The organism is Ruegeria sp. BJ3, from assembly GCF_056535665.1.
In genome coordinates, this window is the sequence record NZ_JBQFIT010000001.1 from 839,555 (window position 1) to 856,229 (window position 16,675).

20 protein-coding genes are annotated in these 16,675 nt (G+C 63.1%); 15 read left to right on the forward strand and 5 right to left on the reverse strand.

The annotated features are described in order from the left end of the window. Window positions 1–45 precede the first annotated feature (45 nt). From cyoE to ACR3EL_RS04255, 10 genes are all read left to right on the forward strand, one after another. Entirely contained in the window at window positions 46–1,002 is a 957-nt protein-coding gene (gene cyoE, locus ACR3EL_RS04210; protein ID WP_480720557.1) for a heme o synthase, read from the forward strand. Beyond that, on the forward strand, window positions 999–1,160 hold the full coding sequence (locus ACR3EL_RS04215; protein WP_170368821.1) for a hypothetical protein: 162 nt from the start codon (window positions 999–1,001) through the stop codon (window positions 1,158–1,160). Before cyoE ends, ACR3EL_RS04215 begins: the two co-directional genes overlap by 4 nt. Further along, entirely contained in the window at window positions 1,160–1,735 is a 576-nt protein-coding gene (locus ACR3EL_RS04220) for a cytochrome c oxidase assembly protein (RefSeq protein WP_093962748.1), read from the forward strand. Before ACR3EL_RS04215 ends, ACR3EL_RS04220 begins: the two co-directional genes overlap by 1 nt. A 22-nt stretch (window positions 1,736–1,757) precedes the next feature. Further along, the gene (locus ACR3EL_RS04225; RefSeq protein WP_093962747.1) at window positions 1,758–2,573 is read left to right on the forward strand and encodes a cytochrome c oxidase subunit 3; all 816 of its coding nucleotides are present in this window, start codon (window positions 1,758–1,760) and stop codon (window positions 2,571–2,573) included. 173 nt (window positions 2,574–2,746) lie between these two features. Then, on the forward strand, window positions 2,747–3,424 hold the full coding sequence (locus ACR3EL_RS04230) for an SURF1 family protein (protein WP_170339384.1): 678 nt from the start codon (window positions 2,747–2,749) through the stop codon (window positions 3,422–3,424). Further along, window positions 3,421–4,809: a threonine synthase gene (gene thrC, locus ACR3EL_RS04235; protein ID WP_170337539.1), complete on the forward strand. Its 1,389-nt coding sequence runs from the start codon at window positions 3,421–3,423 to the stop codon at window positions 4,807–4,809. The genes ACR3EL_RS04230 and thrC overlap by 4 nt, the downstream gene beginning before the upstream one ends. Continuing rightward, window positions 4,806–6,068 carry a M16 family metallopeptidase gene (locus tag ACR3EL_RS04240; RefSeq protein WP_170337540.1) on the forward strand — a complete coding sequence of 421 codons (1,263 nt, stop codon included), beginning with the start codon at window positions 4,806–4,808 and terminating at the stop codon, window positions 6,066–6,068. The genes thrC and ACR3EL_RS04240 overlap by 4 nt, the downstream gene beginning before the upstream one ends. After that, window positions 6,068–6,652 (forward strand): GNAT family N-acetyltransferase, encoded by a 585-nt coding sequence (locus ACR3EL_RS04245; RefSeq protein ID WP_093962743.1) that lies wholly within the window; start codon window positions 6,068–6,070, stop codon window positions 6,650–6,652. Before ACR3EL_RS04240 ends, ACR3EL_RS04245 begins: the two co-directional genes overlap by 1 nt. Before the next feature lie 92 nt (window positions 6,653–6,744). Then, window positions 6,745–7,563, forward strand: coding sequence for an MBL fold metallo-hydrolase (locus ACR3EL_RS04250; RefSeq protein WP_480720561.1), 819 nt, complete (start codon window positions 6,745–6,747; stop codon window positions 7,561–7,563). A 38-nt stretch (window positions 7,564–7,601) separates the two neighbouring features. Further along, window positions 7,602–9,020 carry an FAD-binding oxidoreductase gene (locus tag ACR3EL_RS04255; protein ID WP_480720563.1) on the forward strand — a complete coding sequence of 473 codons (1,419 nt, stop codon included), beginning with the start codon at window positions 7,602–7,604 and terminating at the stop codon, window positions 9,018–9,020. 38 nt (window positions 9,021–9,058) lie between these two features. Here the strand turns inward: ACR3EL_RS04255 and ACR3EL_RS04260 are convergent, their stop codons facing one another. Beyond that, the gene (locus ACR3EL_RS04260; protein WP_170337543.1) at window positions 9,059–9,541 is read right to left on the reverse strand and encodes a fasciclin domain-containing protein; all 483 of its coding nucleotides are present in this window, start codon (window positions 9,539–9,541) and stop codon (window positions 9,059–9,061) included. Window positions 9,542–9,711: 170 nt separating this feature from the next. Then, window positions 9,712–10,251, reverse strand: a complete 540-nt coding sequence (locus ACR3EL_RS04265) for an adenine phosphoribosyltransferase (protein ID WP_093962739.1) — start codon at window positions 10,249–10,251, stop codon at window positions 9,712–9,714. 200 nt (window positions 10,252–10,451) lie between these two features. On the opposite strand from ACR3EL_RS04265, the gene ACR3EL_RS04270 reads away from it, so the two are divergent. Beyond that, on the forward strand, window positions 10,452–10,634 hold the full coding sequence (locus ACR3EL_RS04270; RefSeq protein ID WP_170337544.1) for a hypothetical protein: 183 nt from the start codon (window positions 10,452–10,454) through the stop codon (window positions 10,632–10,634). A gap of 6 nt (window positions 10,635–10,640) precedes the next feature. On the opposite strand, the gene ACR3EL_RS04275 is transcribed toward ACR3EL_RS04270, so the two are convergent. Continuing rightward, window positions 10,641–11,270 (reverse strand): LysE family translocator, encoded by a 630-nt coding sequence (locus tag ACR3EL_RS04275; RefSeq protein ID WP_040634229.1) that lies wholly within the window; start codon window positions 11,268–11,270, stop codon window positions 10,641–10,643. A 61-nt stretch (window positions 11,271–11,331) separates the two neighbouring features. Beyond that, window positions 11,332–12,204, reverse strand: coding sequence for an S-methyl-5'-thioadenosine phosphorylase (locus ACR3EL_RS04280; protein WP_170337545.1), 873 nt, complete (start codon window positions 12,202–12,204; stop codon window positions 11,332–11,334). Window positions 12,205–12,420: 216 nt separating this feature from the next. On the opposite strand from ACR3EL_RS04280, the gene ACR3EL_RS04285 reads away from it, so the two are divergent. Beyond that, window positions 12,421–14,055, forward strand: coding sequence for a SulP family inorganic anion transporter (locus tag ACR3EL_RS04285; RefSeq protein ID WP_170337546.1), 1,635 nt, complete (start codon window positions 12,421–12,423; stop codon window positions 14,053–14,055). Window positions 14,056–14,070: 15 nt separating this feature from the next. Here ACR3EL_RS04285 and ACR3EL_RS04290 read toward each other — a convergent pair whose 3' ends face one another. Then, window positions 14,071–14,676 carry a flavin reductase family protein gene (locus ACR3EL_RS04290; protein ID WP_480720568.1) on the reverse strand — a complete coding sequence of 202 codons (606 nt, stop codon included), beginning with the start codon at window positions 14,674–14,676 and terminating at the stop codon, window positions 14,071–14,073. 72 nt (window positions 14,677–14,748) lie between these two features. Between ACR3EL_RS04290 and ACR3EL_RS04295 the strand changes: the two genes are divergently transcribed. From ACR3EL_RS04295 to ACR3EL_RS04305, 3 genes are read left to right on the forward strand one after another with little or no spacing between them, the layout of a single operon-like run. Next, window positions 14,749–15,243: a GNAT family N-acetyltransferase gene (locus ACR3EL_RS04295; RefSeq protein ID WP_170337548.1), complete on the forward strand. Its 495-nt coding sequence runs from the start codon at window positions 14,749–14,751 to the stop codon at window positions 15,241–15,243. Between the two features lie 54 nt (window positions 15,244–15,297). After that, a complete protein-coding gene (locus tag ACR3EL_RS04300; RefSeq protein ID WP_170337549.1) occupies window positions 15,298–16,047 on the forward strand; it encodes an EcsC family protein in 750 nt (249 codons plus the stop codon). Then, window positions 16,004–16,624 (forward strand): NUDIX hydrolase, encoded by a 621-nt coding sequence (locus ACR3EL_RS04305; RefSeq protein WP_480720572.1) that lies wholly within the window; start codon window positions 16,004–16,006, stop codon window positions 16,622–16,624. The genes ACR3EL_RS04300 and ACR3EL_RS04305 overlap by 44 nt, the downstream gene beginning before the upstream one ends. Window positions 16,625–16,675 lie beyond the last annotated feature (51 nt).

Below are 16,675 nucleotides of genomic sequence, written 5' to 3' on the forward strand. Positions count from 1 at the left end.
AGGCTGCGCGGGTATCGCGCAGCTTTCGCACCACAAGGACCTGACATGACCGACGCGAGCATCAATGCCAGCACACTTGCCGCACAATCCCGTGCGGACGAGGCCGGCTTTGGCGACTATTTCGCCCTGCTCAAGCCGCGGGTGATGTCGCTTGTCGTGTTCACCGCGTTGGTGGGTCTGCTGGCCGCCCCTGTGCCGGTACATCCGTTCGTCGGCTTCTGCGCCATCCTGTTCATCGCCATCGGCGGTGGCGCCTCGGGCGCGCTGAACATGTGGTGGGACGCGGATATCGACAAGGTTATGAAGCGCACCAAGGGCCGTCCGATCCCATCGGGCAAGGTTGAGCCCGGCGAGGCGATGGCGCTGGGCCTGGCCCTGTCGGGCCTGTCGGTGATCATGCTGGGCTTGGCGACCAACTGGTTCGCGGGCGCGTTTCTGGCCTTTACCATCTTTTTCTATGTCGTGATCTACACGATGTGGCTCAAGCGGCTGACGCCGCAGAACATCGTGATCGGTGGCGCTGCGGGCGCCTTCCCGCCGGTAATCGGATGGGTGGCGGCCACGGGTTCGATGACGCTTGAGGCGTGGCTGATGTTTGCCCTGACCTTCATGTGGACCCCGCCGCATTTCTGGGCGCTGGCGCTGTTCATGCGCTCGGATTATGACGACGCGGGCGTGCCGATGCTGACTGTAACGCATGGACGCCGCGCCACGCGGACCCATATCTTGGTCTATACCGCATTGCTGGCTCTGCTGGCCGTGGGCACCGCGTTCTCGGGTATCGGTGGGCCGATTTACTTGGCTGTGGCCGTGGTGTTGAACGCTCTGTTCCTGCGGGGGGCATGGGCCATCTCGCGCCGCACCGAGGATGACGCGGAGGCGGACAATTTCAAGGTTGAGCGCAGCTTTTTCAAGCTGTCGCTGCTGTACCTGTTCCTGCATTTTGGCGCAATCCTCGCCGAGGCGCTGCTGAAACCTTACGGGTTGGGAGGCTGGTCATGAGCCTGCGCAAAAGCCATGAACTGCACCAGCGTCGTTTTGGCCGCAACCTGGGTGTTGGGCTGACTCTGGCGGCGTTCATCGTGATTATTTTCGGCCTGACCATCGTAAAGGTCTCGGGCAGCGATTTCGGCGTGCCCAGCGAGGAGTTTCAGAACTGATGGCTTTGAGCGGACCGCAGAAGACCGTCGCGCAGACCGTTGGTCTGGTTGTTCTGATGGGCAGCCTGGCCTGGGCGGCCGTACCGTTCTACGACTGGTTCTGCCGGGTCACCGGGTTCGGGGGCACCACCGGCGTGGCCGAGGCCACGCCCGACGATATCCTCGACCGGGTGGTGACCGTTCGCTTCGACGCGTCCAAGGCCAAAGACATGCCGTGGGAGTTCAAACCCGTCGAGCGCGAGATGAAGGTACGCATCGGCGAGACCGGTCTGGCCTTCTACGAAGCATACAACCCGACGGACAAGCCGGTTGCGGGGCAGGCGTCGTACAACGTGACGCCCTATTCCGCCGGCGGATACTTCCAGAAGATCGCCTGTTTCTGCTTTGAAGAGCAGGTTCTGGAGCCTGGCGAGCGGGTCGAGATGCCCGTAACTTTCTTCGTCGACCCCGAAATGGTGGAAGACCCCGAAGCACAGTATGTTCATACGATCACGCTGTCGTATACATTCTATGAAATAGACCTGCCCGAGGGCTATGCCGCCCTGGATGCGCAGGCAGAAACAAACACGAACTAACGCCTGTAGGTGAGGGACGCTGATGGCACACGCAAAAAACCACGATTACCACATTCTGGCACCTTCGATCTGGCCGCTGATCGGCGCGATCGGTGGCTTCGTCATGCTGTTCGGAGCCGTCTTGTGGATGCACGGCATGACCTCCTTCGTGTTCTGGGGTGGTCTTGTGGCGGTACTCTACACGATGTTTGCCTGGTGGTCCGAGGTCGTGGCCGAAAGCCGCGCGGGTGATCACACTCCGGTCGTCCGGATCGGACTGCGCTACGGGTTCATCCTGTTCGTCATGTCCGAGGTGATGTTCTTCTTTGCCTGGTTCTGGTCGTTCTTCAAACATCGCATGTATCCGATGTACGACTATGCCGGTACCGAATACATCCAGCCTGACATCCACGCGGTGGACCCGTTCCACCTGCCGCTGATCAACACTCTGGTTCTGTTGCTATCGGGCTGTGCGATCACTTGGGCGCACCACGCGCTGGTCCACGACAACGACCGCAAGGCGCTGATTCAGGGTCTCGCGATCGGTATCGTCCTGGGTATCGCCTTCACCTTCCTGCAGGCCTTCGAATACTACGAACTACTGGCCCACGAAGGGTGGGAGTTCGGCGGCGATCAGTTCTACTCGAACTTCTTCATGGCAACCGGCTTCCACGGCGCACATGTGATCATCGGCACCATCTTTCTGACGGTCTGTCTGATCCGCGCGCTGCGTGGCGACTTTACCCCGGAGAAACACGTCGGGTTCGAGGCGGCCGCATGGTACTGGCACTTTGTCGACGTTGTCTGGTTGTTCCTGTTCTTCGCCGTTTACATTTGGGGTCAGGCACCTCTGATGTGACGTCGCGCAAGGCTGTCGAATTGCAAAAGCCGCCCTTCTGGGCGGCTTTTTCTCGATCAGGTGCGCAAGGGATTGCGCCCCTTACAATTGCAAGGTTGCATTTCCTTGCGCACAGACCGTAACAAGACGCCGGCTTGACCCCGAGCCGCTATGACACGCAACAAGGGCCAGACATGCGCCGCATCCTGTTTCTGCTGATTTTCGGGCTCGCCGGGCTGGCGGTTCTTGTGTCTCTGGGCACTTGGCAGGTTCAGCGTCTGGCGTGGAAAGAGGGCATTCTGGCCGATATCGAAGCCCGGATCGCCGCCTATCCGGTGCCGCTGCCCGAGGCGGTCGATCCCGAAGCCGACCGCTATCTGCCCGTAGAGGTATCGGGCGAGATGCTGCCCGGCGAAATCCATGTGCTGGTTTCGGTCAAACAGGTCGGGCCGGGCTATCGGATCATAGCGCCTTTCCGAACCGGTGATCGTACGATCCTGGTGGATCGGGGTTTTGTGCCCACAACGGCCAAGCAGGCCGAACGCCAGATCGGCCCCACGCAGGTTGTCGGAAATCTGCATTGGCCCGATGAGATCGACGGCTATACCCCCGATCCGGACCGGGCGGGCAACATCTGGTTTGCCCGCGATGTACCCGCGCTGGCCGATGCGCTTGGGGCCGAGCCGATCCTTCTGGTTGCCCGCAGCCAGACCGATCCCGCCATCACGCCGCTGCCGGTGGATACGGCGGGTATTCCCAATGACCATCTGCAATACGCGGTGACATGGTTCGGCCTGGCGCTGGTCTGGGCCGCAATGACCGGATATTTCCTGTGGCGCGGCCGCGCCCCATCAGAAAGTGACGCGCAATGAAATATATCTCGACCCGCGGGCAGGCGCCCGAACTGAGCTTTGAAGAGGCGATGCTGACCGGTCTTGCCCGCGACGGCGGCCTGTACCTGCCTGCCGAGATCGCGGTTCTGAGCCAGGACGAGATCGCCGCGATGGCCGGGCTGCCCTATGAAGAGATCGCGTTCCGCGTTATGTGGCCCTATGTCAGCGGCTCGTTCGCCGGGGACGAATTCAAAGAGATCATTGCCCGCGCCTATGCCGGGTTCGGTCATGATGCCCGCGCGCCGTTGAAGCAGCTGAACGAGAACCACTTTCTGCTGGAGCTGTTCCACGGGCCCACGCTGGCCTTCAAGGATTTCGCCATGCAACTGATTGGTCAGCTGTTTCAGGTGGCGCTGAAGCGGCGGGGTGAGCGTGTGACCATCGTGGGCGCCACCAGCGGCGATACCGGATCTGCCGCGATCGAGGCGTTCCGGGGGCTGGATGCGGTCGATGTGTTCATCCTGTTCCCGCACGGTCGCGTGTCCGAGGTGCAGCGCCGGCAGATGACCACACCCGCCGACAGCAACGTGCACGCGCTGGCCGTCGATGGCGATTTCGACGACTGTCAGGCCGCCGTGAAGGACATGTTCAACGATTTCGACTTCCGCGACGGGGTCAAGCTGGCGGGGGTGAACTCGATCAACTTTGCCCGCGTGCTGGCTCAGGTGGTCTATTATTTCTCGGCCGCGACCAGCCTGGGCGCGCCGCACCGCAAGGTCAGCTTCACTGTACCCACCGGCAATTTCGGCGACATCTTCGCCGGCTACATCGCCAAGCGGATGGGTCTGCCCATCGACCGTCTGGTGGTGGCGACCAACCAAAACGACATCCTGCATCGCTGCTTGTCGGGGCAGGGCTACTTCAAGGGCGACACCATCCCCTCGATCAGCCCGTCGATGGACATTCAAGTCAGCTCGAACTTTGAACGCGCGCTGTACTATGCCTATGGCGAGGACGGGCGGGCCGTGGCGCAGTTGATGGACGAGCTGAAACAGGGCGGCTTCCACGTCAGCCAAGGCGCGATGGAGGCCCTGCGCGAAAGTTTCGACTCGGGCCGTGTGTCCGAAGAAGAAACGCTGGCCACGATCAAATCCACGCTGGAACAGAGCGCCGAGCTTGTCTGCCCGCACACTGCCGTGGGCATCAAGGTGGCCGAAGACACCCGTGCCGCCGATGTGCCGATGGTCACGCTGGCCACCGCGCACCCTGCGAAATTCCCCGCCGCGGTCGAGCAGGCCAGCGGTGAGCATCCGCCTCTTCCCTCGCGCATGTCCGATCTATATGAACGTCCGGAACGGGTGACCCGCATCGCCAACGATCTGGGCGCCATCGAGGATCATATCAAAAGGCACATTGCTGAGTGACTGTCAGACTGGACCAACTAACGAACGGCTTTCGGATCGTCAGCGAGCAGATGCCGGGGCTGCAATCGGCCGCCATCGGAATCTGGGTGACCGCCGGCGGGCGGCACGAGCGGATCGAACAGAACGGCATCGCGCATTTCCTCGAGCACATGGCCTTCAAGGGCACCGAGCGGCGCTCGGCCCTGCAGATCGCCGAGGCGATCGAGGATGTGGGGGGATATATCAACGCCTATACCTCGCGCGAGGTGACGGCCTATTACGCCCGGGTGCTGAAGGATGACGTGGCACTGGCGATGGACGTGATCGGCGACATCGTTCTGAACCCCGTCTTCGATCCGCGCGAAATCGAAGTCGAGCGCGGCGTGATCCTGCAGGAAATCGGCCAGGCGCATGACACGCCCGATGACGTGATCTTTGACTGGCTGCAGGAACAGAGCTATCGCGACCAACCGCTGGGCCGCCCCATCCTTGGCCCATCCGAACGGGTCAGCGCCTTTTCGCGCGACGACCTGTCGGCCTTCGTGGCCGAGCATTATGCGCCCGACCAGATGATCCTGTCGGCGGCAGGTGCCGTCGATCATGACCAGCTGATGAAGCTGGCAGAAGAGATGTTCGGCCATCTGCAACCCCGCAAGGGGCTGCTGCCGGAACCCGCCCGGTTCACCGGCGGCGAGGCGCGGCGGGACAAGGCGCTGGAGCAGGCGCATTTCGCACTGGCGCTGGAAAGCCCGGGCTATCGCGATGACGAGATCTATACCGCGCAGATCTATTCGACCGCGCTGGGTGGCGGCATGTCCTCGCGCCTGTTCCAGGAAGTGCGCGAGACCCGCGGGCTGTGCTATACGATCTTTGCCCAGACCGGCGCCTATGCCGACACGGGAACGACCACGATCTATGCCGGCACCTCGGCCGATCAGGTGGGCGAACTGGCCACCATCACCATCGACGAGATGAAGCGTGCCGCCGAGGACATGAGCCCCGAGGAGGTTGCCCGGGCCCGGGCGCAGATGAAGGCCGGGATGCTGATGGGGCTGGAAAGCCCCTCGAACCGGGCCGAGCGTCTGGCCCGACTGGTGCAGATCTGGGGCCGTGTTCCGCCGCTTGAGGAAACCGTGGCCAAGATCGACGCGGTCAGCACTGCAGACGTCCGCGCCTTCGCCGAGAAGATGGCGGTTCAGGCCCCGGCGGCGCTGGCGCTTTACGGGCCTGTGGGGGGTGCGCCGACACTGGAGAGGCTGCAGGAGAGGCGCGCGGCGTGATGCTGTTGGGCAGACGCAGGCTGAAACTCGAGACCGAGCGGTTGAGCTTGCGCCCGCCCGTGCATTCCGACTTCAACGACTGGGCCGCGCTGCGGCTGGCCTCGCGCGAGTATCTGACCCCGTGGGAGCCGATCTGGGCCAAGGACCATCTGACCCGCAAATCCTTCACCAACCGTGTCTACTGGGCGCAACGCTCGGTGGCCAATGGCACGGCGGTTCCGCTGTTCCTGTTCCGCAGAACCGATGACATGCTGGTGGGCGCCATCACGCTGGACAACATCCGCCGGGGGCCGGCGCAGGCCGGAACGCTGGGCTATTGGACCGGGCAGGCCTTTGCCCGGCAGGGTTACATGCGCGAGGCCATCGGCGCCGTGGTGCATTACGCCTTTACCCGGCTGGACCTGAGCCGGATCGAGGCCGCCTGTCTGCCGGAAAACGCCGCCTCTCGCGGGCTTCTGGAAAGTTCGGGGTTCAAATACGAGGGCGTGGCGCAATCCTATCTGCAGATCAACGGGCGTTGGCGGACGCATGTGCTCTATGCGTCGCTGCGATCGGACCGGCGCGGGCGGACGGACGCGGGCTAGGGCGCCCGTTCGGCCCTGATCCGGGCGGGCCTGTTTCCGAAATCTGGGCCCCGTGACGTGACTCGAGGCGCCGATGCGCTAGACTTCCCGTCATGCGGAGTATTTTGGCGGGTTTGATCTTTCTGGCAGGGACGGCGGCGGCGCAGGAGCGTCGGCCGAGTCATTGCATCGCCATCGCCCAGAACACCCCCGGCATCGAATATCTGCACAAGGCGGCGTGGCAGGATCCGGTGCCCGAATTCTCGGTCCGGATCAGCTATGTCGCGCATGCGTCCTTTCTGATCCAGACACCCGGCGGGCTGAATGCCGTGACTGATTTCACCGGGTTCATCGGCGGCGCGGACCTGATCCCCGACATCGTGACGATGAACCACGCCCATGACACCCATTGGACCGCCTATCCCGATCCGGCCATTCCTCATGTGCTGCCGGGGTGGGGTGAGTTCGGGCAGGGCATCGAACACTATCTGGATCTGGGCGAATTGCTGGTGCGCAACGTCTCGACCGACATCCGGTCTGCTTACGTTGGGGTGGAAGAGCGCGGGAACTCGATCTTTGTGTTCGAGGTCGAAGGCCTGTGCATCGGCCATCTGGGACATCTGCACCATGTGCCGTCCGACGCGCAATTCGCCGCCCTTGGGCGGCTGGACGTGGTCATGGCGGCGGTAGACGGGGGCACGACCATGCCCTTGCCCGAGATGATCTCGGTCCTGCAGCGGCTGAAAAGCTCGGTCATCATTCCGATGCACTGGTTCTCGGGCTATTCGCTGGACCGGTTCCTGGCCGATATCCGATCCGACTTCCCGGTGCGCCGGGATGGGGTTTCGGAGATCGAAGTGTCCCTGCGGACCCTCCCGGACCGCCCGACGGTGGTAGTGCTCGAGCCGCAATACCTGATGGAACTGGAATAAGCCTTGCCGTGCGCCGCGGGCTTGGGCATGCAGAGGGCATGCATTTGAACCCTGCCGACGAAACCTTTGCCGAAACCATCCGCGCCCGCCTGGGTGACGATATTCTGCGCCCGGTCGAGCCGCGCTATCTGGACGAGCCGCGCCGCCGCTTTGTCGGGCAGGCGGGTCTGCTGGCCTTGCCCCGCACGGTTGAGCAGGTCGCAGCCTTGGTGCGATTGGCGTCCGAGGCCCGCGTCCCGGTGGTGCCATACGGTGGCGGCACCGGTCTTGTGGGCGGGCAGGTCATGGCGGATGGCCCCGCGCCCCTGATCCTGACGCTCGAGCGGATGCGCGCGATCCGGGCCGTTTACCCGACCGAAAACATCCTGATCGCCGAGGCTGGTGCGGTGCTGGCCGACATTCAGGCCGCGGCCGAGGCGGCCAATCGGTTGTTTCCGTTGTCGCTGGCGGCGCAGGGGTCATGCCGGATCGGGGGAAACCTGGCTACCAATGCAGGGGGCGTCAACGTCCTGCGCTATGGCAATGCGCGGGATCTGTGCCTCGGGCTCGAGGCGGTTCTGCCCAACGGCGAGATCTGGCACGGGCTGGGGCGGCTGCGAAAGGACAACACCGGTTATGACCTGCGCAACCTGCTGATCGGGTCCGAGGGCACGCTGGGGGTTATCACCGCCGCCTCGCTCAAACTGTTCCCGCGTCCTGCCGGGCTGGGCACGGCGATCTTTCAGGTGGCCAGTCCCGAAGCGGCGATCGACCTGCTGGCCCTGGCCCGGGACCATCTGGGCGAAACCGTCAGCGCATTCGAACTGATCCACAGACAGGGGCTGGATTTTCTGGCAGAGGTCTTGCCGGACGTGCGGCAACCCTTTGACACACCGCCGGAATGGTCGGTCCTGATCGAGCTGGGATTGCCGGCGGGGCACGAGCCCGAGGCGGCGCTGGAATCCTTGTTCGTGGCAGCGGAGGCGCGTGGTCTGGTGTCGGACGGCGTCATCGCCCAGAGCGCCGCGCAGCGCGACGCGCTGTGGTCGGTGCGCGAACGCATCCCCGAGGCAAACCGGCTGATAGGTTCGGTGTCCAGCCACGATATCTCGGTTCCGATTTCGCGGATCCCCGACTTCATCCGGCAAGGCGGCCAGGCGATTGCCGCCCTTGGACCGTTCCGGGTGAACTGCTTTGGTCATCTGGGGGACGGTAACCTGCACTACAACGTCTTCCCGCCCAAAGGCCACGACCGGGGCGAGTTTGATGACCGGCGCGCCGAGATCAAGCGCGCGGTCCATGACCTCGTGCATGAGTTTGAGGGATCGGTCAGTGCCGAGCATGGGGTGGGCCGTTTGAAGACCGGCGATCTGGAACGCTATGGTGATCCGGCCAAACTGTCGGCCATGCGCGCCATCAAGGCTGCCTTGGACCCGCTCGGGATCATGAACCCCGGTGCCGTTCTGTCAGATGTGTGAGTGCGGCCCGGACGCTCCGGGCCGCAGCGATGCGATCTTTACGACTCGGGCAGGATAACCTTGTCGATGACGTGGATCACGCCATTGCTGGTTTCGATGTCTGCCTGAACGACATTTGCGTCATTGACCATGACACCGTTGTCGAGGTCGATTGTGATCTCTCCACCCTGGACGGTGGCGGCGGTCATGTCGTCGGACAGATCACCCGACATCACCTTGCCCGGAACCACGTGATACGTGAGGATCGCCACAAGCTGGTCCTTGTTCTCGGGCTTCAGCAGCGTTTCCACGGTGCCTTCGGGCAGAGCAGCAAAGGCTTCATCCGTGGGCGCGAAAACGGTGAATGGGCCTTCGCCCTTCAGCGTGTCAACCAACTCGGCGGCCTGTACGGCTGCAACCAGAGTGTTGAAGCTGCCGGCTCCGACAGCGGTGTCCACAATGTCCTTGCCGTGGCCGTCGGCAATGGCAGCGGTCGAAAACAGGATACTGGCGACACCGGCAACAGCGAATTTGCGAAACATGATCTACTTCCCTTGTTGAGGATGTCATCGGCGACATCAGGGGCGATACGGGGACATGCCGGAAGGAGATCACGCGTCGGGGACAAAAAAACCGACTGGAAAACGAACGACGCCGCGCTAAGCGCGCGGCATTTCCAGCGACAAGTCACGAAATCGTGACCGTTGTCTGTTCACAGCCCTTCGAATTCGCACAGGACATGGACGTCCATGCCCATGTCCTCGAGCACCTTCCGGCCACCCAGCTCGGGCAGGTCGATGATGAAGGCGCAGCTGACGATCTCGCCACCCAGACGTTCGATCAGCTTGATGCCTGCTGCGGCAGTGCCGCCGGTGGCCAGCAGGTCATCGACCACCAGAACCTTTTCGCCGGGCTGGATCGCGTCATCGTGGATCTCGACGATGGCCTCGCCGTATTCCAGCTTGTATTCCTCGCTGATCGTGGTGCCCGGCAGTTTGCCCTTCTTGCGGATCGGGACAAAGCCCACGCTCAGTTGGTGCGCGATTGCGCCCCCCAGGATGAAACCGCGCGCCTCGAGCCCCACGACCTTGTCGATGCGCTCGCCGGCATAGGGGTGCAGCATCTGGTCGATGGCCATGCGAAACCCGCGGGGATCGGCAAACAGGGTCGTCACGTCGCGGAACATGATCCCTTCGTGGGGGAAATCGACGATGGTCCGAATGTAATCCTTGACCGTTTTGCTTCTGGACATGGGGCAACCCTTCTTGCGTCAAAACACGGCGGTGTTTGGCGTATCACGGCCAGTCATGCAAGCCACGGTTGCCTGCCTGCGCGTATTTGCTGCGGAACAGATGCGCCCGGATCACCCGCCCTTGGGGGGCTGCGGGTATCGACAAGCGATGCGCTTTGTCTATAGAAGGTGCCACGCGCTGATGCAGGCCCAGAACAAGGATGACAGCCGTGGCCAAGGCCGACCTCAAGGGATCCACAAAAAAGAACAGCCAGCTGGTTCTGCGCCTGGACAAGGACGAACGCGACGCGTTCGTTGCGCTGTGCCGCGATCTCGACACCTCGGCCGCGCGCGAGATCCGCAAGTTCATTCGCGCATTCATGGCCGAGAACGCCGGGACCTGACTGCTTTCAGGCCGGGCGGCGCAGTACCGCCGTGGCCACGCCCATTCCGATCAGGGTCAACCCTCCGAAACGGGTCATGCCGGTGATGATGCCGGGGCGGCCGATTACGCGGCGCAGCCGGTCGGCCAGCAGCGCATAGGCCAGCGCGTTCAGCCCGGCCAATCCCACGAAAGTCGCAATCAGGATCGCGAACTGCGGGCCCAGCGGCTCGGCCGGGCGCAGAAATTGCGGCACGAAGGCGATGAAGAAGGCGATGGATTTCGGGTTCAGCGCAGTAACAGCGGCCGCATGGCCGAACACGCCGCGCGCGGTGACGTCGCGCCCGGTGGCAACTGCCTGCATCCCGCCGGACGGCGCACTGCGCAGCAGCTTGATGCCCAGCCAGACCAGATAGGCGGCTCCCACCCATTTCAGCACCGAAAACAGCGTGGCCGACGCCAGCACCAGCGCCCCAAGCCCCAGCAACGAGGCGGTCATGGCAATCAGGTCCCCCAGCGCAACCCCCGTGGCCGAGGCCACGGCCACGCTGCGCCCTTTGGACAGCGCATAGCTGAGCACCAGCAGGACCGTCGGGCCCGGTATCAGCAGAAGGGCGGTCGAGGCGGCGACAAAGGCCAGCCAAAGTTCAAAATCCATCATCCAACTCCGTCAAATCCGCAGCAGCTAGCCTAAGAAAACACGTGGCCGTCAAGGCCGCCTACAATACCCGGCCCGCCACCGCATCCAGCTTGGCCAGCACTTGCGGGTCGCGCTTTTCCGGGGCCGTCAAAATCGCGTGGTCCAGCGCACGGTCGCAGCCATGCGGGCAGGGGGTGCGGTCTGCCCCCAGCAGGGCGGGCAGGCCTTTGACCAAGGCGCGCGCGTTCTCGGCGTTGCCGCTCAGCGTCGCGATGATCGCGGTCACGTCCACTTCGCCGTGATCGGGGTGCCAGCTGTCATAGTCGGTGACCATCGCCACCGAGGCATAGCAAAGCTCGGCCTCGCGGGTCAGTTTGGCCTCGGGCATGTTGGTCATGCCGATCACGTCGCAGCCCCACTGCTCGCGGTACATCTTCGATTCCGCCAGCGTCGAGAATTGCGGCCCTTCCATCGCCAGGTAGGTGCCGCCGCGATGCACGGTGATGCCGGCCGCACGGGCGGCGGATTCACAGGCATCGCCCAGGCGTGGGCAGGTCGGATGGGCCACGCTGACATGGGCGACGCAGCCGGTGCCGAAAAAGCTTTTCTCGCGGGCGAAGGTGCGGTCGATGAACTGATCGACGACCACGAAATCGCCTGGGGCCATGTGTTCGCGGAAGGAGCCGCAGGCCGAAACCGAGATCACATCGGTGACCCCCAGCCGTTTCAGCGCGTCGATATTGGCGCGATAGGGCACCTCGGTCGGCGAATGCACATGCCCGCGCCCGTGGCGGGGCAGAAAGGCCATCTCGATGCCGTCCAGTGTCCCGGTCAGGATCTGGTCGGACGGCGCGCCCCAAGGCGTTTCCACGGTAACCCATTGCGGCGTTTCCAGCCCATCGATGTCATAAATTCCCGATCCGCCGATGACGGCAATCTTTGTCTGGGCCACGTTCGTTCTCCGCTGCGATACCTGCCTGTGGGAATTTCTGCGGGCTTGTCGGGCATTTGGCAAGGCTTGCCGGTGTTTTTGCGCCCCACAGGGGCCACAAGGCGCGCGGCCTTGCAGTTTTTGCATGACAGCCTGCCATCGATGGGCTAGCAGACAGCGCCGAAGGCGGGTATACGACCGCCTTCGCGCGAACATTCTGACCCACAGGACCATTTCATGCCCCGAGCCTTGCTGGCAAACTTTGCCAATCGCCTCGCTATTCCCGATCTGAGCTGGATGCCGGACGAAAAGCTGACCCCCGCCCGCCTGCGGATCGAGCTTCTGTCGGGCCTGACCGTCGCCCTGGCCTTGGTGCCCGAAGCGGTGGCCTTTGCCTTCGTCGCCGGGGTTCACCCTCTGGTGGGCCTCTACGCGGCGTTCCTGGTGGGGCTGATCACCGCGCTGATCGGGGGCCGTCCGGGTATGATCTCGGGCGCAACCGGTGCGCTGGCGGTCGTCATGGTGGCGCTGGTGGCGCAGCACGGGGTCGAATACCTGTTCGCCACGGTGGTCTTGATGGGCATTCTGCAGATCATCGCGGGGGCCATGCACTGGGGCCGGTTCATCCGACTGGTGCCGCATCCGGTGATGCTGGGCTTTGTCAACGGCCTGGCCATCGTAATCTTTCTGGCGCAACTGGGCCAGTTCAAGGTGCCGGGCACGATGGAAAACACTGGCCACGGCATGAGCGGCGGTGAATGGCTGTCCGGGATGCAACTCTATACGATGCTGGGGCTGGTCGCGCTGACCATGGTGGTGATCTGGGTGATGCCGCGCATCACGCGCATCGTGCCAGCGCCGCTGGCGGGCATCGTCGTGGTTGCCGCGTTGGTGATCGGCATGGGGCTGGATGTCCCGCGCGTCGGTGACCTGGCCTCGATCGAGGGCGGACTGCCGAAATTCCACATCCCCATGGTTCCGCTGACTTGGGAGACATTGGAGATCATTCTGCCCTACGCCGTCATCCTGGCCGCCATCGGCCTGATCGAATCTCTGCTTACGCTGAACCTGGTGGGCGAGATCACCGGCAAGCGCGGTGGTGCGTCGCAGGAATGCATCGCGCAGGGCACCGCCAACGTCGTGACCGGGTTCTTTGGCGGCATGGGCGGCTGTGCGATGATCGGTCAGTCGATGATCAACGTGAAGTCCGGCGGCCGCACGCGCATCGCGGGGATCGCTGCCGCGCTGTTCCTGCTGGTGTTCATCCTTGTCGGCTCACCCCTGATCGAACAGATCCCGCTGGCCGCGCTGGTTGGCGTGATGTTCATGGTGGTGATCGGCACCTTTGCTTGGAACTCGTTCAACATCCTGCGCAAGGTGCCGCTGACGGATGCCTTCGTCATCGTTCTGGTCACCGTCGTCACCGTGATGGAAGACCTCGCTGTGGCCGTCGTGGTCGGCGTGATCGTTTCGGCGCTGGCCTATGCCTGGAACAACGCCAAGCGCATCCACGCGGTCACCCGCGACTCGGAAACCGAGAAAGGCGCCAAGGTCTACGAGATCAAGGGGCCGCTGTTCTTCGGCTCGTCTGAGGGGTTTGTCGAACTGTTCGATGTCCAGAACGACCCGGAAACGGTGATCGTGGACTTCGCCGACAGCCGTGTGGTCGACCAATCGGCCCTGCAGGCCATCGAAAACATCGCCGCGAAATACGAGGCGGCAGGCAAGCGCGTCATGCTGCGCCATCTCAGCCGGGATTGCCACAAGCTGCTCAAGAAAGCAGGTCACCTGATGGTCGACAGCGACGATGACCCGGATTACGGCCTTGCGGTCGACTATTCTGTTCGAACCGGCGTTCTGGGCGGCCATTGAGCCCCCAAACCCGGCTCAATCGTCTGGACGATTGAGGGAAAACAACTCCGTCACCACCGAGTAGTCGCGATACCCAAGCCGCGACAAGGGTTGAAAGGTGGTGACGTCGAACTTGCCGTCCTTCAGGCAGTCATCGCGCAGGTGCACGCCGACGACTTCTCCGAAAACCACCCGGTTGGCCTGGCCGGGCAGCGTGACGATCTGGGTCAGTTTGCATTCCAGCGCGGCGGGGGCGCCTTCGATGCGAGCGCATGGGATGGTTTCGCATTCCACAGGTGTCAGGTCGGCGTAGGCGAACTCGTCCACCTCTTTCGGAAGGCTGGCCGAGCTTGCGTTCATCGCGTCCCGATGGGCGTGGGCCACCACGTTGACGCAAAAGACGCCGGTCGCCTCGATATTGGCGATGCTGTCCTTTCCGCGGTCCTGGTCGTGTTTCGTGCCGGTGGAGGCAAACATCACCTGCGGCGGCGTATAGGCGACCCCGTTGAAGAATGAATAGGGCGCCAGATTGTTGATCCCATCGGCGCTGCGGGTCGAGATCCATCCGATCGGGCGCGGCGTGATGATGGCGTTGAACGGGTTGTGCGGCAAACCGTGACCGTCTTCGGGGCGATAGAACATCTGGTCTCCAAGCGTTTGCTCAAGGCCTAGCGAAGTGCTAGGGCGATTGCCAGAGTCGAAAAGAGGGCCGCGGTGCAGCAGTTCGGGATCAGGCCGGAAGAGCCGGAGGATTGGTGGGAAGTCGAAGCCCTCTACGACCTGTGTTTTGCACCGGGGCGCGAGGCGCTGTCCTCCTACCGCTTGCGCGACGATGTTCCGCCAGTGCCGGGCCTGTCGATGGTGGCCCGTGACGGGCAGGGGATTTTGGCCGGGGCCATCCGATTCTGGCCCGTTCATGTTGGCGCACACGATGCGCTTTTGCTGGGGCCCGTGGCCGTCCACCCGACCCACCAGGGCGAAGGGTTGGGTGGTTTTCTGATCCGTGAAGGCATCGAAGCGGGGCGGGCCAAAGGGTGGGAGCGGGTCATGCTGGTCGGTGACGCGCCCTACTATTCACGCTTTGGGTTTGCCCGGCTCGAGGGGGTAGAGATGCCACCGCCAACCAACCCGGATCGGGTCCTCGGGCTGGATTTGGCGCCCGGCGCCTGGCACGGAGTGAGTGGTTCGGTGACCCGCTGGACGCGCTGATCTATTGAAACGGCGTTGTGAAATGCCAATGTTTCAGGGTCAGGAGGACACCGAATGAATGACGTCGTTCTCGTCGGAGAAATCGACCCCGACGCTGAGTTGGACCGGCTGGCAAGCCACTACCGCAGCGCGGGCGGCAGCGGTATCAGGTTGCTCAATCGTCTGGGTGGATCGGCTGAGTCGCTGCTGGAACAGCTGCCCGGTTCGGTGCGCGATGGGCTGACCGGTGCAACCGAGCAGGCCTTGTGGCTTGCAGTTCGTGCCGCTGACGGATCGCGCCGCGCGGTTCCCGACCAGAAGCCGTGGGTCAACACCGCCATATCGACCACGATGGGCGCCGCGGGTGGGGCTGGCGGCCTGACGACGGCGTTGATCGAGCTTCCGGCGACCACGGCCATGTTGTTGCGCGCAATACAGGGTGCCGCATCGCGTGAAGGTTTTGACCCCTCGGCAAGGAACGTGCAGTTCGATTGCATCCGCGTTTTGTCGGCGGCAGGTCCCTTGGCGCATGACGACGGCGCAGACATGGGGTTCTTTTCAGTCCGACTGACCGTGACGGGCCCCGCTCTGCAAAAGATCATTGCTGCTGTCGCTCCGAGGTTGTCGGTCGTTTTGGGGCAAAAACTGGCGGCACAGACCGTTCCGGTATTGGGGGCCTTGGCCGGAGGCGGCGCAAACTACCTCTACGCCCGGTACTATCAGCAGATTGCCCGTGTGCATTTCGGCCTGCGGCGTCTGGCGATCGATGCCGATATTCCGCATGACGAGCTTGTGCAGCGTCTGCAACGTCGCATGTTGGCCTGACCCACAGTTTCAAAATTGGACAGAACCGCAGGATGTGGTATCCTGCACCCAATCGGCCCGCAAGATAAGTGGCCGAAAACAGGCAAGAAGAACAAACAAGAGGCGGGGCAGCGTGAAAAGCGCAGGGCTGTCACCAGACATTCTGTCCGAAACCGGGGCATTTCCGGTTCTGCCGCAGTCTGCGGCTCTATGCTACCGGCTTCGGCGCGGGGTGCCTGAGATATTGTTGATCACGACCCGGGGGTCGGGGCGGTGGATCATCCCCAAAGGCCGCATGGTCGACGGCCTAAGCGGGTCTGAGACCGCAGCGCAGGAGGCCTGGGAAGAGGCCGGTGTGACAGGCCGTTGTGAGACGCGCAGTATCGGACAGTTCTCTTTCGACAAACACCACCGGGATCTGGGGCGGGTGACATGCGTCGTTGATGTCTACCCGTTGCTTGTTGCCAAGACGGCGGATCGGTTCCCCGAGGTCGCCGAGCGGCGGCGTAGATGGATGCTGCCGGAAAAAGCAGCACAAGCGGTTTCGATCGGCGGGCTTTCCGGGCTGTTGCTGTCAAATGCGCTCAATCCTCATTGAACCGCCTCTGTAAAGACTTGATATTGCCATGTCTGTCAGTATCTATTGGCC